A 17,822-nucleotide genomic window follows, 5' to 3' on the forward strand; every position below is an offset into this window, starting at 1 on the left:
TTTCGTCCGTTGGCGCGGGCAGGGCTGGGTAAGCTGCAGGGGTTTCATGACGGATCGGGCACCTTGCGCCCTGGCGCGCGGTCTCTCGATCTCCGATTCCCTTGCAGGAGCCTCCCGATGAGCAACGCCTTTATCGACACCATCAAGCGCCGCCGCAGCCAGTATGCGCTGGGCAAGAATCTGCCGCTGGCCCAGGACCAGGTCACCACGCTGATCCAGGAGGCGGTCAAGCTGTCGCCCTCCGCCTTCAACTCGCAGAGTTCGCGTGCGGTGATCCTGTTCGGCGCCGAAAGCGACAAGTTCTGGGGCTTCGTCATGCAGGCGCTGCGGCAGATCGTGCCGGCCGACGCCTTCGCCGCTACCGAGGGCAAGATCAACAGCTTCGCGGCCGGCGCCGGGACCGTGCTGTTCTACGAGGATCGGCATGTCGTTGCCGGCCTGCAGGACAAGTATCCCGCCTATGCCGACAACTTCCCCATCTGGTCGGAACAGGCCAGCGGCATCGCCCAGTTCTCGGTATGGACCGCCCTGGCCAACGCCGGCATCGGCGCCAACCTGCAGCACTATAATCCGCTGCCCGACGCCCTGGCCGCCGCCGAGTGGAAGCTGCCGGAGACCTGGCACCTGCGCGCCCAAATGCCCTTCGGCTCCAACGAGGGCGACTTCCCCGAGAAGGGCTTCATGGACGATGCCGAGCGCTTCCGCGTCTTTGGCTGATAGTCGTCGATCGATAAAAACGCCGGGCTTGCCCGGCGTTTTCGTTAGTAGCGTGACTCGCCTTCGAGGCTAGCCAGGATATGCCGGTAACTGGCCATCCGCTGCGGATGGATATCGCCGCGTTCCAAGGCGGCGAGCAGGGCGCAACCGGGTTCGCGCTCATGCTTGCAGTCGCGGAAGCGGCAGTGGCCGAGGTAGTCGCCGAATTCCTTGAAGCCGGCTTCGACGTCGTCGCGGCTGACGTGACTGAGGCCGAATTCGCGAATACCGGGTGAGTCGATCAGGTCGCCGCCATCGGGAAAGTGGAAGAGCCTGGCGGTGGTAGTGGTGTGGGTGCCCTTGTTGGTCAGCTCGGACAGCGGCCCGACGCGCGTATCGACGCCCGGTAGCAGGGCGTTCACCAGCGACGACTTGCCCACGCCGGACTGACCGACGAAGACACTGACGTGTTCGTCCAGGGCGCTCTTGAGCTGGTCCATGCTCAGGCCGTTGTGGGCCGACACCTCCAGCAGCGGATAGTCCAGCTCGCGGTAGATGCCCAGCAGTTCGTCCAGCGCCGGACCGTTGTGCTCGTCGATCAGGTCGGCCTTGTTGAGCAGCAGCAGCGGCTGAATGCCGGCATGCTCGGCCGCCACCAGGTAGCGGTCGATGAGGTTGGCATGGGGCGTGGGCAGCGGGGCAAAGACGATCACCAGGCGGTCGACGTTGGCCGCCACCGGCTTGAGCTGACCGCGCATGTCCGGCCGGCAGATCTCCGAATGGCGCGGCAACTGGGCGACGATGACGCCATTGCCCTGGATACCGGAGCGAAACACCACCTGGTCGCCCGTGACCAGGGTCGGCAGGTTGGCGCGCAGATGGCAGCGCTGCAGCCGACCTTCGCCATCTTCGACCTCTACCTGAACGCCGAAATGGGCGATCACCTGGCCCTGTTGTTCCGGGCCGAGATCGCCGCCTTCCAGTTCGTCGACCAGCTTGGATTCGCGCTTTTCCGCGCGAGCAGCGCGTTCAGTCTGAATTTTTTCGATCCGCCAGCTCTGGCGACGGGTCAGGTGGCGTTTGGCCATGGGAAGTCCGCGGGTTTCGGGGTCGAGGAGTCTAGCATTGGCCGCCTCTCGCCGATTACCTAAACTTGGCGCACCTCGTCGCTCTGGAGCCTCCATGCTGGCCCATCTCGCCTCGCGCTATCCCCTGTTGCTGGCCGTGCTGGTGCAACTGGCCGCCCTGGTGCTGGCGGTCGTCGGACTGCGGCTGTGGGCCGGCTTCACCGGGCAGCGCCCGTCGTTGCTGCTGCTGGTGTGCCTGCAGGCGGTGCTCGCGGCGCTGCTGGGCGAACGCCTGGGCCTGGCGCGCTGGTGGGTCTTCATCAATCTGCTGTTCGCTCCGGCGCTCTACCTGGTCAGTGGTCGCGGCCTGTCGGCGGGTATCGCCGCGCTCGGCTTCCTGCTGCTCCTGCTGTTGAACTGGAACAGCCTGCGCGAGCGGGTGCCGCTCTATCTCACCGGGCGCCAGACCCGCGAGCGGCTGGCCGAACTGCTCGTCGAGCGCGAGCCGACCTTTCGCTTCGTCGACCTGGGCTGCGGTCTGGGCTATACCCTGGTCGATCTGTCCCGGCGCTTTCCGCAAGCCACCTTCGTTGGCGTGGAGACGGCGCCGCTGAGCTTCGCCCTGGCCTGGCTGCGCTGCCTGCCACGGCGCAACTGCCAGGTACGCTATCGCGATCTCTGGCGAGTGGAGCTGGGCGAGTTCGACGTCGTCTACTGCTTTCTCTCCCCGGCGCCCATGCCACGCCTGGGCGACAAGGCTCGCACGGAGCTGCGGGCCGGCAGCTGGCTGATCAGCAACACCTTCGAGATTCCCGGCCAGCCAGCGGACAGGGTGCTGGAAGTGGGTGACCTGCGTGGCAGCCGGCTGCTGCTCTGGCGCCGGTAGGTGCGCGGCAGGCGCACTGCTACACTGCTGCCATTATCAAGGAGTTCACCATGACCACCCCCAATCCGCAGCACCTGATCTGGATCGACCTGGAAATGACCGGCCTGGATCCGGATCGGGACGTGATCATCGAGATGGCCACCATCGTCACCGACGGCGATCTCAATGTGCTGGCCGAGGGCCCGGTGCTGGCCATCCACCAGTCGGACGAGATTCTGGCCGGCATGGACGAGTGGAACACCCGTCAGCACGGCGGTTCGGGGCTGACCCAGCGGGTGCGCGAGAGCACCGTCGACACCGCCCAGGCCGAGGCCCTGACCCTGGAATTCCTGCAGCAGTGGGTGCCCAAGGGCAAATCGCCGATCTGCGGCAACAGCATCTGCCAGGATCGCCGCTTTCTCTACCGCCGCATGCCGGCGCTGGAAGCCTACTTCCACTACCGCAACCTGGACGTCTCCACCCTCAAGGAACTGGCCGCGCGCTGGGCGCCCCATGTGCGTGACGGCGTGAAGAAGAGCGGCAGCCACCTGGCGCTGGACGACATCCGCGATTCCATCGCTGAACTGCGGCACTACCGCGAGCACTTCATCAAGGTCTGATGGCCGCGCAGCCGTGCTGCTGTCCATCCTCTATCTGGTGGCCATCACCGCCGAGGCCATGACCGGCGCCCTGTCCGCGGGTCGCCGCGGCATGGACCTGTTCGGCGTGGCGCTGATCGCCAGCGTCACCGCCCTGGGCGGCGGCTCGGTGCGCGACGTCCTGCTGGGGCACTATCCGCTCGGCTGGGTGAAGCACCCGGAGTACCTGGCGCTCACCGTCGGCGCGGGCCTGGCCACCGTGGCCATCGCCCGGGTCATGCGCTATCTGCGCCGGCTGTTCCTGGTGCTCGATGCCCTGGGCCTGGTGGCCTTTACCGTGATCGGCTGCCAGGTGGCCCTGGAGATGGGCCTGAGCCCGGCCATCGTCATCGTCAGCGGCACCCTCACCGGCACCTGCGGCGGCATCCTGCGCGACATCCTCTGCAACGACGTGCCCCTGATCCTCAGGCGCGAGCTCTATGCCAGCGTGGCTGTGCTCTCCGCTGGCTGTTATCTGCTCTGCCGCCCGTGGCTCGGCGAGGAGCAGGCGCTGCTCATCACCCTGGCCGCGGGGCTGCTGCTGCGCCTGCTGGCGCTGAGATTCAATTGGCAGATGCCGACCTTCACCTATCCGGACGATCCCCATGGCTAGGGTCGTGGCAGATTGCCCGGCGCTGCGCTGAAAGCCTTGTTCTAGAGCATTTTATGCGGCATTTTCAGGGCCCCAGTGACCGATAGGTAGATCGGTGATGTCTGGAAAGCCCGCTGTTCGCCTGGGCGACGCCGTCGCCTGCCTCAAGTGCGGTACCACGGCCCTGGCCCAGGGCTCCTCTGATGTGTCTTTCGATGGCCTGCCTGCCGCGACCCTCGGTCATGCCTGTGACTGTGGCGCTGCCTTGAGCGCGGCGGTCATCCCCCATGTCCTGATCAACGGCCGGCCGGCGGCGGTACTCGGCAGTGTCACCAGCCATGGTGGTGTGGTGATCGGTGGTTCCGGCAGTGTCATCATCGGCCTGGATCCAGGCGGCGCAGCCAAGGGTGCCTGCGCAAGCCGTGCAGGCGCTACCGGCCTGGCACCGGGGCAGGGCAAGCCTTCGGCGCTGCGCGACCGGGAGCGACAGGGTATCGAGGCGCCTACCAAACACCCGCATGGCGCACCCGGTGCCAGGGATGAAGTCGGCGAACAGGCGGAGCGCCCGATAGAACAGCGCATCACCCTGCGCATCGGCGTCTTCTTCGACGGCACCGGCAACAACCTCTTCAACGCCGCCACCGGCGCGACTTGTCGTGCGGAAGAGCAGGGCTTTCGCCGGGACCAGGCAGAGAGCATCGTCCGGCACTGCGAAAGGTTCATGCTGAGTGCGGATGGCAGCTATGCGGGGGCGGAGACGAATATTGCGCGGTTGTATCGGTTGTATGAGAGCGATGTGGATCGAAAGCTCGATAAAAGCGAGGTTCGAGCCAGTATTTCTGTCTATATCGAAGGTATTGGGACTCAAGCTGGCCAGCCGGACAATTTGTTTTCCATGGGGACGGGCGTGGGGAAAAGCGGCGTGTTGGGCTGCGTCCACAGTTTCCCATCCGCCTTTGCCAAACAATACGTACAGTTTCGACTCAGTAATCCCAAAGTATCCGTCGAGGCTGTCGAATTCGATCTTTTTGGTTTTAGCCGAGGGGCGGCAGCAGCGCGGCATTTCGCCAATGAGGTATTAAAGGTCGATGGTGGTATTGCGGCGGCAGGATTGTTGCCGTGTCTTCCCTGGAAGCGCGCCAAGGTGAAACTCAATTTCATTGGCGTGTTCGATACCGTGGCAGCAGTTGCTGATCCTCTGCGGCGCGACTTCAGTCCAGCCAATGCGATTAATCCGGGGCTCAATCTCTATCTGCCGGCTAATTGCGCGCTCAAGGTTGTGCAATTGGCGGCGCAGCACGAGTACCGCCGCAATTTCGCCCTGACCAGCGTGGCGCCCGAGCATGAGGAGATCTTCCTGCCCGGCGCCCACGCCGATGTCGGGGGCGGCTACCTGGATGAGATGCAGGAGCGATTGCTGTTGACCCGGCCAAGGGCTACCCGTGAGCCCAGGGGCACGGATAGCCACCAGGCCTGGAGCTATCGTCAGGCCGAATTGGAGTTGCGGCGCCTGCAACGGGCGCCTTGGTACGATTCCTCCAGCACTCGCCTACGCATCGACACTTGGCGCCTCGAGTTGCACCGCGTCCGGAGCGACCTGCCGGAAGTCGAAGTCTTCGCTGCGATACGGCTGGAGCGAAAGGTTCGTGGAGAGCTATCCCTGGTTTACCTGCGGATGATGCACCGTCTGGCCACTGCCCAGGGTGTCCCTTTCACGACCCTCGATGACGAGGATCCGGAATGGCGTTTGCCGGCCGAACTCGCTCCGATAGCCAGCAAGCTCCAGGCAGGCGCTTCGCCTGCGCCTGAGCCCCTGAATCAGGCTGAAAGTCGTCTGCTGCTCAGTCGCTATGTGCACAGGTCGGCTCACTGGAATGCGCGCATGGGCAGTGGCCTGGGCAATGTGGATACGATCTTCGTCGATGCTCCTACGGACGATGGTAGGCGCAACGTCTACCCCAATCGACCGCAGACGGGGTATCCGATATGAGTCGCTTTTGGCTGCTTCTCATCTTGGTATTGTGTATTACTGGCTGCCAATCCAATGCCTCGACCAAACCAAAAATGCCTTACGAATCCTGGTATTTGGGCTTTATAGCGCCTAACTACATGGAAGTTTGGCTGGAGCAAGTCAATATTGGTGATAACAGCGGGCGCATCTTTCCCAATGCCATGGGGGGAGTAGTGTCTTATGGCAAACCTGAAAATCTGGCGATTCGCGCAGAGGGCTGGCCAGAAAGAATCGGCTCAGGCAAAGGTCGTACTCTGACCGGCCTGGATCTGCCCTACGTCGTCTCCCTACGCTGGCAATCCATGGTCGAGCCTCAAACCTATCACGCGCTTTTCACCATCCCCGATTGGGCCAGGGAAAAGATGGTCGAGCCTATCCCGGGCCAGTGTCCGAGCGGCTACCACTTCGACTATCGCGAAGCCCTCACCATCGGCCTGGCGCCCGGCGGCGTGGTCAAGGTCTGGATCATGGGCCCCTGCCTCGACCCCATCGAAGTCCTGACCCTCCAGGCCGAGATCGAGCCCAAGGGGCCCTATGGCGGCAAATCCAACGGCAAGTACCGGCCGCTGTCGCCGGTGGTCAAGCGCTATGTCGACAAGTACGGCGTGCCCTACGGCAGCTGGTGGGCACCGATCCCTTACACCACGGTAGGGCCGTGAGCGCCTAGCTTTCCGCTCAGGCCTCGCCGTGCCGCTGCAGCGCCCATTCCACGTGCTCACGCACCAGGGGAGAGGGATGCTCGCGCTGCAGCTTCAGGGCTTCCACCACCGGGATGCTGGTTGGGGCATTGCCAAGGCCCACGGCCAGGTTGCGCAGCCAACGTTCGTGGCCGGCGCGGCGGAGCGGCGAGCCTTCGGTGCGGCTGAGGAATTCGGCTTCGGTCCAGCGAAAGAGCTCGGCCAGACTGGCGCTGTCCAGGCTGTGGCGTGGCTGGAAGTCTCCTTCGGCGGTGGGCTTGGCGAAGCGATTCCAGGGGCAGACCAACTGGCAGTCGTCGCAGCCAAAGACCCGGTTGCCGATCAAGGGCCGTAGCTCCAGTGGAATGGAGCCCTTGAACTCGATGGTCAGGTAGGAAATGCAGCGCCGGGCGTCGAGCTGATAGGGGCCGACGAAGGCCTGGGTCGGGCAGATGTCCAGGCAGGCGTGGCAGGTGCCGCAGTGGTCGCGTGGGGTAGGCTCGTCCACTGGCAGGGGCACGTCGACGAAGAGTTCGCCGAGAAAGAACCAGCTACCGGCCTTGCGATTGAGCACCAGGGTGTTCTTGCCGATCCAGCCCAGGCCAGCCTGTTCGGCGATGGCCTTTTCCAGCACCGGCGCGCTGTCGACGAAGGCGCGATAGCCGAAGGGGCCGATCTCGCCCTGGATACGCTCGGCCAGCTGCTGCAGGCGCTTGCGGATCAGCTTGTGGTAATCGCGGCCCAGGGCGTAGCGGGAGATATAAGCCGCAGTGCCATCGGCCAGGCGCTCGCTCATGCGGGTGTCGCCGGGCAGGTAGTCCATGCGCAGGGACACCACCCTCAGGGTCCCCGGGACCAGTTCGGCCGGTCGCGAACGTTTGCTGCCGTGCGCGGCCATATAGTCCATCTCGCCATGGAAACCGGCGGCCAGCCAGCGCTCCAGATGTTCCTCGTGACGTGCCAGATCCAGCCCGGCGATGCCGGTCTGTTGAAAGCCCAATTCCCGACCCCAGGTCTTGATGAGGTCGGCCAGGGCGGCGAGATCGAGAGCGACAGCGGACATCGACGGGAGCGCACAGGCAGGAGGGCCGCCTATTTTGCCAGACTCCGGAGGCTTTCCCAGCATGCACGACGAACTGCCGTTCCAGCTCTACAGCGCCCAGCAGGTGCGGGATCTCGACGCCCAACTGATCGCCGGCGGTCTGCCCGGTCTCGAGTTGATGAGACGCGCGGCGGCCGCGGCCTGGCGCTCGTTGCGCCACGGTTGGCCCCATGCCGGCGCCCTCTGCGTACTGGCGGGCGGTGGCAACAATGCCGGTGATGGCTACCTGGTCGCTGCGCTGGCGCGCAAGGCGGGCTGGCAGGCGCGGGTCTGGCACCTGGCCGATCCGGCCGGACTCCAGGGCGATGCCGCCCTGGCCCATGCCGAGGCCCTGGCCGCCGGCGTGGACATCCAGCCTTGGCGCGCGGATGCCCCGCTGGAAGGTGTGGTGGTCGACGCCCTGCTGGGTACCGGACTCAAAGGCGCGGCGCGTGAGCCCTATGCCGCGGCCATCGAGCGGATCAACGCCAGCGAATTGCCGGTGGTGGCCATCGACATCCCCTCCGGGCTGGATGCCGACACCGGCGCCGCGGCGGGCGCCCTGGTGCGCGCCGATCTGACCATCACCTTCATCGGTCTCAAGCTCGGACTGTTCACCGGCAAGGGGCCGGATCACGTCGGCAGCCTGGTGTTCGAGCCGCTGATGGAGGAACCACAGAATCCCGCCCATGCCACCGCTCAGCGTCTGGCGCCCGGCAACCTGCCGCGCCTGGCGGCGCGCCCGCTCAATGCGCACAAGGGGCAATACGGCCATCTGCTGGTGATCGGCGGTGACGAAGGCACCGGGGGTGCGGCCATCATGACCAGTGAGGCGGCGCTACGCTGCGGTGCCGGCATGCTCAGCCTGGCGACCCGGCCGTCCAACGTCACCGCGGTGCTGGCGCGGCGGCCGGAAGTGATGGTCGCCGGCGTACGTTCCAGTTTCGCCGTACTGGAATTGGCCAAGAAGGCCGATGTGCTCGCCGTCGGGCCGGGCCTGGGCCAGGGCGCCTGGGGCAAGGCGCTGGCCAGTGCCGCCGCGACGCTGGACGTCGTCCAGGTCTGGGACGCCGATGCGCTCAATCTGTTGGCCGCCGGCGTGGTCGAGGCGCCGCGCGGGCCCTGGGTGATGACGCCCCATCCGGGCGAAGCGGCGCGGCTGCTGCAGGTCTCGATCCAGGACATCGAAGCCGATCGTCCAGGCAGCGCCCGCGAACTGGCGCGGCGCTACGGCGGCGTGGCGCTGCTCAAGGGCTTCGGTACCCTGATCGCCCATCCGGATGGCCGCATGGCGCTGTGCGGCGAGGGGCATCCGGCGATGGCCACGGGTGGCCTGGGAGACATCCTCACCGGTATCATCGCCGCCCTGCTGGGGCAGGGGCTGGCGCCCTTCGAGGCCGCCTGCCTGGGCGCCTGGCTGCACGGCCGTGCCGGCGCCGAGCTGGGTCGCCAGGGCCGCGGTCTCGCCGCCAGCGATCTGCCCCCGGTCGCCCGCCAGTTGCTCGAGGAACTCCAGCCATGCCTGAACTGACCCTGCACGCCGCCGACGAAGACGCCATGTATGCCCTGGGTGCCCGCCTGGCCCAGGCCAGCGGCGGTCGTGGCGTACTCTATCTGCACGGCGATCTGGGCGCCGGCAAGACCACCCTGTCGCGGGGCATCCTGCGCGGTCTCGGCCACACCGGGGCGGTGAAGAGTCCCACCTTCACCCTGGTCGAGCCCTACGAGTTGCCCAGTGGGCCGGTCTACCACTTCGACCTCTACCGCCTGGCCGATCCCGAAGAGCTGGAATTCATGGGGATTCGCGACTACTTCACAGCCGAGGCCTTGTGCCTGGTGGAATGGCCCGAGCGCGGTCAGGGCTTTTTGCCAAAGCCCGACCTGGACATTACCATTACGCCACGCGCCGACGGCCGTGATCTGCGCCTGACTAGTCATGGTGCTCACGGCGAGGCCTGGTGCGCCGCCCTCGCGCCCTAGGCGCCGATCCTTCGTTCTCCAGCTATACGGTCGCAGGCATGCGCAAGTGTTTTTTCAGGTCGGGACTCGGCCTGTTGTTGTTGATTCTCAGCAGTCAGTTGCTGGCCGCCACCCAGATCAAGGGCATGCGCGTCTGGCGTGCGCCCGACAACACCCGTCTGGTGTTCGATCTGACCGGCCCGGTCAAGGCCAGCGTCTTCACCCTCAGTGCCCCGGACCGCATCGTCATCGACCTGTCCGGCGCGCAGCTCGACGGTGGGTTGAACGAAAAGCCGCTGCGCAACACCCCCATCACTGGCCTGCGGGCAGCCCAGCGCTCGCCCGGCGAGGTGCGCCTGGTGCTGGACACCAAGGGCGCCCTGACGCCCAAGAGTTTCACCCTGGCGCCCAACAAGGAATACGGCAATCGCCTGGTGGTCGATCTCTACGACCAGGGCACCGATCCGGCCGCCAGCGACATCCCCGCCACCGTCACGCCCAATCTGCCGGCCACCCCGGTGACCCCGGCCCAGCCGGCGACCCGTCTGCCCTCCAGCCCCAGCGGCAAGCGCGACGTGGTGGTGGTGATCGATCCCGGCCACGGCGGTGAAGACCCGGGTGCCATCGGCCGCGGTCGGTTGTACGAGAAGAACGTGGTGCTGGCCATCGCCAAGCAGCTGCAGGCCAATCTCAACCGGCAGAAAGGCTTTCGCGCCGAGCTGACCCGCACCAGCGACTACTTCATCCCGCTGCGCCAACGGCAGGTCATCGCCCGCAAGAAGGGCGCCGACCTGTTCATCTCCATCCATGCCGACTCCGCGCCCAGCGCCAGCGCCGAGGGCGTTACCGTCTTCGCCCTGTCCCAGCGCGGCGCCACCTCCGAGGCCGCACGCTGGCTGGCCGATGCGGAAAACCGCTCCGACCAGGTCGGTGGGGTATCCGATGCCCTGGACAACAAGGATCCCATGCTCGCCGGGGTGCTCATGGACCTGTCCATGACCGCCACCGTGGCCTCCAGCCTGGAGGTCGGCCAGACCATCCTCGGTCAGGTCGGGCGGGCGACCAAGCTCCTGCATTCGCGGGTGGAGCAGGCCGGCTTCATGGTGCTGAAATCGCCGGACATTCCCTCGATCCTGGTGGAGACCGGCTTCATCACCAATGCCAACGAGTCGGCCAAGCTGGCCAGTCCGGCGCACCAGGGCCTGCTCGCCCGGCAGATCCAGGCCGGTATCGTGCAGTACTTCCAACACCGCCCGCCGCCCGGCACCTACCTGGCCTGGCAGCGCGAGCAGCGGGGCGACAAGGTCGGCAGCGTGCGCGGCATCGATCAGCACCGGGTGCAGCCGGGCGAAAGCCTGAGCCTCATCGCGCGTCGCTATGATGTCGACCTCTCTACCCTGCGCGCCGCCAATCGGCTAAAGGGCGACCGCATCCGCTCCGGCCAGGTCCTGACCATCCCCACCCAAGAACTGGCGGCCAGCAATGACTGAACCCCGGCGCATCCAGCTGCTTAGTCCGCGGCTGTCCAACCAGATCGCCGCCGGCGAGGTGGTCGAACGGCCCGCTTCGGTGGCCAAGGAGCTGCTGGAGAACAGCCTGGACGCCGGTGCCCGTCGCATCGACATCGAGGTGGAGCAGGGCGGGGTCAAGCTGCTGCGCATCCGCGACGACGGCCATGGCATCCCGGCGGACGACCTGCCGCTGGCCCTGGCGCGCCACGCCACCAGCAAGATCTACCACCTGGACGAACTGGAAAGCGTCACCAGTCTGGGCTTTCGCGGCGAAGCCCTGGCCTCGGTCAGCTCGGTGTCCCGGCTCACCCTGACCTCGCGCTACCGGGGCGAGGACCAGGCCTGGCAGGTGGAGACCGAGGGGCGCGAGATGCAGCCACGGGTACAGCCTGCCGCCCACCCCCAGGGCACCTCGGTGGAGGTGCGCGACCTGTTCTTCAATACGCCGGCGCGGCGCAAGTTCCTGCGCGCCGAAAAGACCGAATTCGATCACCTGCAGGAAGTGGTGCGGCGCCTGGCGCTGGCGCGCTTCGACGTGGGTTTTCACCTGAGGCACAACGGCAAGAGCGTGCTGGCCCTGCATCCGGCGGGCGATCCCCAGAGCCAGGGGCGGCGGGTCGGCGCCGTTTGCAGCCCCGGCTTTCTCGAACAGGCCCTGCCGCTGGAGCACGAGCGCAACGGCCTGCGCCTCTGGGGCTGGGTCGGCCTGCCGACCTTCTCCCGCAGCCAGGCCGATCTGCAGTACTTCTATGTCAATGGCCGCATGGTGCGCGACAAGCTGGTCGCCCACGCGGTGCGCCAGGCCTATCGCGACGTGCTCTACAACGGCCGTCACCCGGCCTTTGTGCTCTTCCTCGAAGTGGATCCGGCGACGGTGGACGTCAATGTCCACCCCACCAAGCACGAGGTGCGTTTCCGCGACAGCCGCCAGGTGCACGACTTCCTCTACGGCACCCTGCACCGCGCCCTCGGCGACATCCGCCCGGACGACCAGCTCGCCGTGGTGGCACCCACGGCGCCGGCGCCCCTGAGCGGTCCGGCCGCCGGTGAATTCGGCCCCCAGGGCGAGATGCGCCTGGCCGCCGCCGTCCTGCACGACAGTCCTGCGCCGCCTGCCCAGCCTTTCGCCGGTGGTGGCGGATCGGGTGCTGCGCCTTACGCGCCGACCCCGCAGCCCTATGCGGGCGCGCCGGTGGCCGAGGTGCAAAGCGCCTACAAGGCCTTCTTCGCGCCGCTGCCGACAGGTGCCGAGGCTGCCCCCCTGCCCGCGGAACAGGGCGACGTGCCGCCGCTGGGCTATGCCCTGGCGCAGCTCAAGGGTATCTACATCCTGGCCGAGAACGCCCAGGGCCTGATCCTGGTGGACATGCACGCCGCCCACGAGCGCATCACCTACGAGCGGCTTAAGGTGGCCATGGCCAGCGAAGGCCTGCGCGGCCAGCCACTGCTGGTGCCGGAGTCCCTGGCGGTCAGCGAGCGCGAGGCCGATTGCGCCGAAGAGCACGGCCAGTGGTTCGAGCGCCTCGGCTTCGAGCTGCAGCGCCTGGGCCCCGAGACCCTGGCCATCCGCCAGATCCCCGCGCTGCTCAAGCAGGCCCAGGCGGCGCGACTGGTGCAGGACGTGCTCGCCGATCTGCTGGACTATGGCACCAGCGATCGCATTCAGGCGCACCTCAATGAACTGCTCGGCACCATGGCCTGCCACGGCTCGGTACGCGCCAACCGGCGGCTGACCCTGCCGGAGATGAATGCCCTGCTGCGCGACATGGAAACCACCGAGCGCAGCGGCCAGTGCAACCACGGCCGTCCCACCTGGGCCCAGCTCAGCCTGGATGACCTGGACAAACTCTTCCTGCGCGGCCGCTGACCGCCCCGCCGCGTCCTGCGCGGCGTCCTCCGAGAATCCTCAATGACCGCCCCCCTGCCGCCCGCCATCTTTCTCATGGGGCCGACCGCCTCCGGCAAGACCGACCTCGCCATCGAACTGGCCCGGTTGCTGCCCATCGAGCTGATCAGCGTGGATTCGGCGCTCATCTACCGGGGTATGGACATAGGTACCGCCAAGCCCAGCGCCGAGGTGCTGGCTGCCCATCCGCACCGGCTGGTGGACATCCGCGACCCTGCCGAGAGCTATTCCGCCGCCGAATTTCGCACCGATGCCCTGGCGGCCATGGCCGAAATCACCGCCGCCGGCCGCATCCCTCTGCTGGTCGGCGGCACCATGCTCTACTTCAAGGCCCTGCTCGAAGGCCTGGCCGACATGCCCGGTGCCGATGCCGGGGTCCGCGCCGAGATCGAAGCCCTGGCGGCCGCGGCAGGTTGGGGCGAGATCCATCGACAACTGGCCGAGGTCGATCCGGTGTCGGCGGCGCGCATCCATCCCAACGACCCCCAGCGCCTTCTGCGCGCCCTTGAGGTGTATCGCGTCAGCGGCCAGTCGATGACCGCGCATCGCGCGTTGCAAATGAGTGCCAATGCCGATTCGAACGGCGCGCCCCAGACGCAATTACCCTATACTGTCGCCCAATTGATCCTGGCGCCTGGTCGGCGTGAGGTGCTCCATGCGCGTATCGCCGAGCGCTTCGGTCTGATGCTGGAACAGGGCTTCATCGACGAAGTTTCAGCCTTGCGGGAACGTCCCGATCTGCATCCTGGTCTGCCGTCCATGCGATCCGTAGGCTATCGTCAGGTGTGGGAGTTCCTGGAAGGGGATTGCACGCGGGAAGAGATGGTGGCGCGTGGCGTTGCGGCGACGCGGCAATTGGCGAAGCGGCAGTTGACCTGGTTGCGTGGCTGGCCCGCCGCGCACACCTTCGACAGCCTGGCTTGTGACAATCTGCCACGGATCTTGAAATGCCTGGCCGGCGACTCCATATCGCCTCGCAGCTGAATCGTTTTTGTCCGCGTGTCCATGGTGGGCAGCGGAAACTGGCATGTCGCCAGATCAGTATTTTCATTTCTTTAGGAGAGCGACACGATGTCAAAAGGGCATTCGCTACAAGACCCTTACCTGAACACCCTGCGTAAAGAGCGCGTTCCGGTTTCCATCTATCTCGTCAACGGTATCAAGCTGCAGGGTCAGATCGAGTCCTTCGACCAGTTCGTGATCCTGCTCAAGAACACCGTCAGCCAGATGGTCTACAAGCATGCGATTTCCACCGTGGTGCCCAGCCGCCCGGTCCGTCTGCCTAGCTCCGAGACGAGCGAGTCGGATAGCGAATAAATAACAAGAGGAGCGCCCTGTTGTTCTTCGAGCGTCACGAAGGTGGTGAACGGGCCATTCTGGTCCATTTGGAAGGCCTGCATCCCGAGGCGCGCGAAGATCCTCAGGAGTTTCTCGAACTCGCGCGATCGGCGGGTGCGGAGACCGTGGCGTTCGTCACGGTGAACCGCAGCCAGCCGACGGCGCGTTATCTCATCGGTACCGGCAAGGTCGAGGAATTGCACGATCAGGTGCATGCTCATGCCGCCGATCTGGTCATCTTCAACCATGACCTCACGCCCAGTCAGGAACGCAACCTCGAAAAAGCCTTCGAGTGCCGCGTCCTGGATCGCACGGGCCTCATTCTCGACATCTTCGCCCAGCGCGCCCGCACCCACGAGGGCAAACTGCAGGTGGAGCTCGCCCAGCTCGAGCACATGAGCACCCGGCTGGTACGCGGCTGGACTCACCTCGAACGCCAGAAGGGCGGTATCGGTCTGCGCGGCCCGGGTGAAACCCAGCTGGAAACCGACCGTCGTCTCCTGCGGATCCGCATACGCCAGATTCGCCAGCGCCTGGACAAGGTACGCAGCCAGCGCGAGCAGGCTCGGCGCGGTCGTCGGCGCGCCGAGATTCCTTCGGTGTCCCTGGTCGGCTACACCAACGCCGGCAAGTCCACCCTGTTCAACAGCCTCACCGAATCCGGCGTCTACGCGGCCAACCTGCTGTTCGCCACCCTCGATCCGACCCTGCGCCGTTTGGAACTGCCGGACCTGGGGCCGATCGTGCTGGCCGATACCGTGGGCTTCATCCGCCATCTGCCGCACAAGCTGGTGGAGGCCTTCCGCGCGACCCTGGAGGAATCCAGCAACTCCGATCTGCTGCTGCACGTGATCGATGCCCACGAGGATGATCGCCAGCTGCAGATCGAGCAGGTCGAGGCGGTGCTGCACGAAATCGGCGCCGACGAGTTGCCGATGCTGGAGATCTACAACAAGCTCGATCTGCTCGACGGGGTCGAGCCGCATATCCAGCGCGACGACGAGACCGGGCGCCCGATTCGGGTCTGGGTGTCGGCACGCGAGGGGCGCGGTCTGGAGCTGGTCGGTCAGGCCGTGGCCGAATTGCTCGGCGAGGATCTTTTCGTCGGGGTTTTGCGGCTGCCCCAGCGGCACGCCCGGCTGCGGGCCCAGCTGTTCGAGCTGGGCGTGGTTCGCCAGGACGATCATGATGACGAAGGCAACATCCTGTTGTCTGTACGAGTACCCCGCGCCGAACTCAATCGACTGCTCAGCCGGGCCGGTGAAGAGCCGGAAGTCTTTATCCAGCAACATGTTTTGCAATAAACCCCCGCTCGGCGCTTTTGTTCGGGCAGGGACCATCCGGTAGCATTGGTCGGCGCGCCATTTCGGCGCGTTTTCGCGTTATCAGTAGGGAGAGCGCTATGGCTTGGAACGAGCCCGGTGGCAACTCGAACAATCAAGACCCCTGGGGCGGCCGCAACAACAACGGTGGCGGCAATGGTGGACGCAAGGGGCCGCCGGATCTCGACGAAGCCTTGCGTAAGTTTCAGGACCGCATCAACCGCCTGGTCGGCGGCAAGAAGCGGTCCGGCGGCAGTGGCGGCGACAGCTTTGGCTCGGGTGGTGGCAAGGGTCTGCTGCTGCTGGGCGTATTGCTGGTCGGCGCCCTCTGGCTGTACAACGCCGTCTACGTCGTGGACGAGCAGGAGCAGGCGGTGGTGCTGCGCCTGGGCAAATACCATGAGACGGTAGGGCCCGGCCTGAACATCTACTTCCCGCCCTTCGAGACCAAGTATCAGGAAAACGTGACCCGTGAGCGGGCCTACAGCAAACAGGGTGCCATGCTGACCCAGGACGAGAACATCGTCGAGGTGCCGCTGACCGTCCAGTACCGCATCACCAACCTCAAGGACTTCGTCCTCAACGTCGACCAGCCTGAGGTCAGCCTGCAGCAGGCGACCGACAGCGCCGTGCGCCACGTGGCCGGCTCCTCGACCATGGACCAGTTGCTGACCGACGGCCGTGAGCAGGTCGCCACCAGCGTCCGCGAGCGGCTGCAGCGCTTCCTCGACACCTATGCGACCGGTATCACCGTGACCCAGGTGAACATCCAGAGCGCCTCGGCGCCGCGTGAAGTCCAGGAAGCCTTCGACGACGTGATCCGGGCTCGTGAAGACGAGCAGCGCGAGAAGAACCAGGCCGAAGCCTATGCCAACGGCGTGATCCCCGAGGCCCGCGGTGCTGCCCAGCGCATCATCGAGGAAGCCAACGGCTATCGCGACGAAGTCGTTGCCCGTGCCCAGGGTGATGCCTCGCGCTTCAGCCAGCTAGCGGTGCAGTACGCGGTCAATCCGCAGCTGACCCGTGAGCGTCTGTATATCGAGACGATGCAGGAAGTGCTTGGCCAGTCGAGCAAGATCATGGTCACCGGTCAGGCCGGCCAGAATCTGCTTTATCTGCCGCTCGACAAGCTGATGCAGAACCGTGCCCCGGCACCGACCTCGGCCATCAGCAGCGGTGCTGCCCCGGCGGCGTCGAGCGACACGGCCGCTTCGGTCATTCGCAATCTGCCGCAGTCCACCGAGCCGCGTACCAGGGAGAGCCGCTGATGAGCAATAAATCGCTGGCCGCGCTGATCGTCGTGGTCGTTCTGGGCCTCGCCGCCTGGAGCAGTCTGTTCGTGGTGAAGGAGACCGAGCGGGCGGTGATGCTGCGCTTCGGTCGTGTGGTCGAGCCCAATCTGGAGCCCGGCCTGCACTTCAAGATTCCCTACGTCAACCGGGTGCGCAAATTCGATGCCCGCCTGCAGACGCTGGATACCCCGACGCAGCGCTTCCTGACCCTGGAAAAGAAGGCGGTGATGGTCGATGCCTACGCCAAGTGGCGCATCTTCAATGCCGATCGCTACTACACGGCGACTTCGGGGCTCAAGCAGATCGCCGACGAACGCCTGCTGCGCCGCCTGGAAGCGGGACTGCGTGACCAGTTCGGTCGTCGCACCCTGCATGAGGTGGTCTCCGGTGAGCGGGATGCCATGGTCGGTTCGCTGACCGCGGCCCTGAACAAGATGGCCAACCAGGAGCTGGGCATCGAGGTGCTGGACGTGCGCGTCAAGGCCATCGACCTGCCCAAGGAAGTCAGCCGCAGCGTCTATGAGCGGATGAGCACCGAGCGCGAGCGGGAAGCCCGCGAGCACCGTGCCAAGGGTCGCGAACTGGCCGAAGGCATCCGTGCCGACGCCGATCGTCAGCGCCGCGTGCTGCTGGCCGAAGCCTATCGCCAGGCCGAACAGGCCCGCGGTGAAGGTGATGCCCAGGCGGCCCAGGTGTATTCCCAGGCCTACTCGAAGAATCCGTCGTTCTTCTCCTTCTATCGCAGCCTGCAGGCCTATCGCTCCAGCTTCTCCAGCAAGAGCGATGTCCTGGTGCTGGATCCGAAGAGCGATTTCTTCAAGTATTTCCAGAGCCCTGGGCAGTGAGGTCAGGGATGAACGGCGCCTA

At 65.8% G+C, this 17,822-nt stretch carries 17 protein-coding genes and 1 pseudogene; 16 read left to right on the top strand and 2 right to left on the bottom strand.

The genetic code is table 11. The features are described from left to right. The first annotated feature begins 117 nt into the window (after window positions 1-117). The gene (locus LRS53_RS09835) at window positions 118-717 is read left to right on the top strand and encodes a nitroreductase family protein (protein WP_231355743.1); all 600 of its coding nucleotides are present in this window, start codon (window positions 118-120) and stop codon (window positions 715-717) included. Window positions 718-761: 44 nt separating this feature from the next. On the opposite strand, the gene rsgA is transcribed toward LRS53_RS09835, so the two are convergent. Then, window positions 762-1,784, bottom strand: a complete 1,023-nt coding sequence (gene rsgA / locus LRS53_RS09840) for a small ribosomal subunit biogenesis GTPase RsgA (protein WP_064307623.1) — start codon at window positions 1,782-1,784, stop codon at window positions 762-764. A 94-nt stretch (window positions 1,785-1,878) separates the two neighbouring features. Here rsgA and LRS53_RS09845 point away from each other — a divergent pair, with 94 nt between their 5' ends. The 6 genes and pseudogenes from LRS53_RS09845 to LRS53_RS09865 all read left to right on the top strand — a co-directional run bounded on the left by LRS53_RS09845 (window position 1,879) and on the right by LRS53_RS09865 (window position 6,528). After that, window positions 1,879-2,649, top strand: a complete 771-nt coding sequence (locus tag LRS53_RS09845) for a class I SAM-dependent methyltransferase (protein ID WP_231355744.1) — start codon at window positions 1,879-1,881, stop codon at window positions 2,647-2,649. Window positions 2,650-2,699: 50 nt separating this feature from the next. After that, window positions 2,700-3,248 carry an oligoribonuclease gene (gene orn / locus LRS53_RS09850; protein ID WP_231355745.1) on the top strand — a complete coding sequence of 183 codons (549 nt, stop codon included), beginning with the start codon at window positions 2,700-2,702 and terminating at the stop codon, window positions 3,246-3,248. Between the two features lie 16 nt (window positions 3,249-3,264). Next, the gene (locus LRS53_RS09855; protein ID WP_042137396.1) at window positions 3,265-3,879 is read left to right on the top strand and encodes a trimeric intracellular cation channel family protein; all 615 of its coding nucleotides are present in this window, start codon (window positions 3,265-3,267) and stop codon (window positions 3,877-3,879) included. Between the two features lie 97 nt (window positions 3,880-3,976). Continuing rightward, window positions 3,977-4,114: pseudogene (locus LRS53_RS23855) on the top strand (PAAR domain-containing protein); the annotation flags it as partial. Window positions 4,115-4,123: 9 nt separating this feature from the next. Then, window positions 4,124-5,848, top strand: coding sequence for a phospholipase effector Tle1 domain-containing protein (locus LRS53_RS09860; protein ID WP_231355746.1), 1,725 nt, complete (start codon window positions 4,124-4,126; stop codon window positions 5,846-5,848). Then, window positions 5,845-6,528: a DUF2931 family protein gene (locus tag LRS53_RS09865; RefSeq protein WP_231355747.1), complete on the top strand. Its 684-nt coding sequence runs from the start codon at window positions 5,845-5,847 to the stop codon at window positions 6,526-6,528. The genes LRS53_RS09860 and LRS53_RS09865 overlap by 4 nt, the downstream gene beginning before the upstream one ends. Window positions 6,529-6,544: 16 nt before the next feature. Here LRS53_RS09865 and queG read toward each other — a convergent pair whose 3' ends face one another. Continuing rightward, entirely contained in the window at window positions 6,545-7,609 is a 1,065-nt protein-coding gene (queG, locus tag LRS53_RS09870; protein WP_231355748.1) for a tRNA epoxyqueuosine(34) reductase QueG, read from the bottom strand. Window positions 7,610-7,670: 61 nt separating this feature from the next. Here queG and LRS53_RS09875 point away from each other — a divergent pair, with 61 nt between their 5' ends. From LRS53_RS09875 to hflC, 9 genes are all read left to right on the top strand, one after another. Further along, a complete protein-coding gene (locus LRS53_RS09875; RefSeq protein ID WP_231355749.1) occupies window positions 7,671-9,158 on the top strand; it encodes an NAD(P)H-hydrate dehydratase in 1,488 nt (495 codons plus the stop codon). Beyond that, window positions 9,146-9,607: a tRNA (adenosine(37)-N6)-threonylcarbamoyltransferase complex ATPase subunit type 1 TsaE gene (gene tsaE / locus LRS53_RS09880; RefSeq protein ID WP_231355750.1), complete on the top strand. Its 462-nt coding sequence runs from the start codon at window positions 9,146-9,148 to the stop codon at window positions 9,605-9,607. Before LRS53_RS09875 ends, tsaE begins: the two co-directional genes overlap by 13 nt. Before the next feature lie 38 nt (window positions 9,608-9,645). Further along, window positions 9,646-11,076, top strand: coding sequence for an N-acetylmuramoyl-L-alanine amidase (locus tag LRS53_RS09885; protein WP_231355751.1), 1,431 nt, complete (start codon window positions 9,646-9,648; stop codon window positions 11,074-11,076). Next, complete coding sequence (mutL, locus tag LRS53_RS09890) at window positions 11,069-12,964, top strand: DNA mismatch repair endonuclease MutL (RefSeq protein WP_231355752.1); 1,896 nt, start codon at window positions 11,069-11,071, stop codon at window positions 12,962-12,964. The genes LRS53_RS09885 and mutL overlap by 8 nt, the downstream gene beginning before the upstream one ends. 42 nt (window positions 12,965-13,006) lie before the next feature. Continuing rightward, window positions 13,007-13,987, top strand: a complete 981-nt coding sequence (gene miaA, locus LRS53_RS09895) for a tRNA (adenosine(37)-N6)-dimethylallyltransferase MiaA (RefSeq protein ID WP_231355753.1) — start codon at window positions 13,007-13,009, stop codon at window positions 13,985-13,987. Between the two features lie 87 nt (window positions 13,988-14,074). Continuing rightward, on the top strand, window positions 14,075-14,320 hold the full coding sequence (hfq, locus tag LRS53_RS09900) for an RNA chaperone Hfq (RefSeq protein ID WP_007161156.1): 246 nt from the start codon (window positions 14,075-14,077) through the stop codon (window positions 14,318-14,320). Window positions 14,321-14,340: 20 nt separating this feature from the next. After that, window positions 14,341-15,645 carry a ribosome rescue GTPase HflX gene (hflX, locus tag LRS53_RS09905; RefSeq protein WP_017642908.1) on the top strand — a complete coding sequence of 435 codons (1,305 nt, stop codon included), beginning with the start codon at window positions 14,341-14,343 and terminating at the stop codon, window positions 15,643-15,645. Between the two features lie 98 nt (window positions 15,646-15,743). Beyond that, window positions 15,744-16,931: an FtsH protease activity modulator HflK gene (gene hflK / locus LRS53_RS09910; RefSeq protein ID WP_231355754.1), complete on the top strand. Its 1,188-nt coding sequence runs from the start codon at window positions 15,744-15,746 to the stop codon at window positions 16,929-16,931. Beyond that, window positions 16,931-17,800 carry a protease modulator HflC gene (hflC, locus tag LRS53_RS09915; RefSeq protein WP_017642910.1) on the top strand — a complete coding sequence of 290 codons (870 nt, stop codon included), beginning with the start codon at window positions 16,931-16,933 and terminating at the stop codon, window positions 17,798-17,800. The genes hflK and hflC overlap by 1 nt, the downstream gene beginning before the upstream one ends. The last annotated feature ends 22 nt before the right edge of the window (window positions 17,801-17,822 follow it).

The sequence above is a fragment of the Pseudomonas sp. PLB05 genome, from assembly GCF_021106615.1.
Taxonomy (GTDB): Bacteria; Pseudomonadota; Gammaproteobacteria; order Pseudomonadales; family Pseudomonadaceae; genus Chryseomonas; species Chryseomonas benzopyrenica.

Excerpts from the sequence above, each read along its gene's own strand:
- LRS53_RS09835 (WP_231355743.1), top strand. The coding sequence starts at position 118 with ATGAGCAACGCCTTTATCGACACCATCAAGCGCCGCCGCAGCCAGTAT.
- rsgA (WP_064307623.1), bottom strand. The coding sequence starts at position 1,784 with ATGGCCAAACGCCACCTGACCCGTCGCCAGAGCTGGCGGATCGAAAAA.
- LRS53_RS09845 (WP_231355744.1), top strand. The coding sequence starts at position 1,879 with ATGCTGGCCCATCTCGCCTCGCGCTATCCCCTGTTGCTGGCCGTGCTG.
- orn (WP_231355745.1), top strand. The coding sequence starts at position 2,700 with ATGACCACCCCCAATCCGCAGCACCTGATCTGGATCGACCTGGAAATG.
- LRS53_RS09865 (WP_231355747.1), top strand. The coding sequence starts at position 5,845 with ATGAGTCGCTTTTGGCTGCTTCTCATCTTGGTATTGTGTATTACTGGC.
- queG (WP_231355748.1), bottom strand. The coding sequence starts at position 7,609 with ATGTCCGCTGTCGCTCTCGATCTCGCCGCCCTGGCCGACCTCATCAAG.
- LRS53_RS09875 (WP_231355749.1), top strand. The coding sequence starts at position 7,671 with ATGCACGACGAACTGCCGTTCCAGCTCTACAGCGCCCAGCAGGTGCGG.
- tsaE (WP_231355750.1), top strand. The coding sequence starts at position 9,146 with ATGCCTGAACTGACCCTGCACGCCGCCGACGAAGACGCCATGTATGCC.
- LRS53_RS09885 (WP_231355751.1), top strand. The coding sequence starts at position 9,646 with ATGCGCAAGTGTTTTTTCAGGTCGGGACTCGGCCTGTTGTTGTTGATT.
- mutL (WP_231355752.1), top strand. The coding sequence starts at position 11,069 with ATGACTGAACCCCGGCGCATCCAGCTGCTTAGTCCGCGGCTGTCCAAC.
- miaA (WP_231355753.1), top strand. The coding sequence starts at position 13,007 with ATGACCGCCCCCCTGCCGCCCGCCATCTTTCTCATGGGGCCGACCGCC.
- hfq (WP_007161156.1), top strand. The coding sequence starts at position 14,075 with ATGTCAAAAGGGCATTCGCTACAAGACCCTTACCTGAACACCCTGCGT.
- hflK (WP_231355754.1), top strand. The coding sequence starts at position 15,744 with ATGGCTTGGAACGAGCCCGGTGGCAACTCGAACAATCAAGACCCCTGG.
- hflC (WP_017642910.1), top strand. The coding sequence starts at position 16,931 with ATGAGCAATAAATCGCTGGCCGCGCTGATCGTCGTGGTCGTTCTGGGC.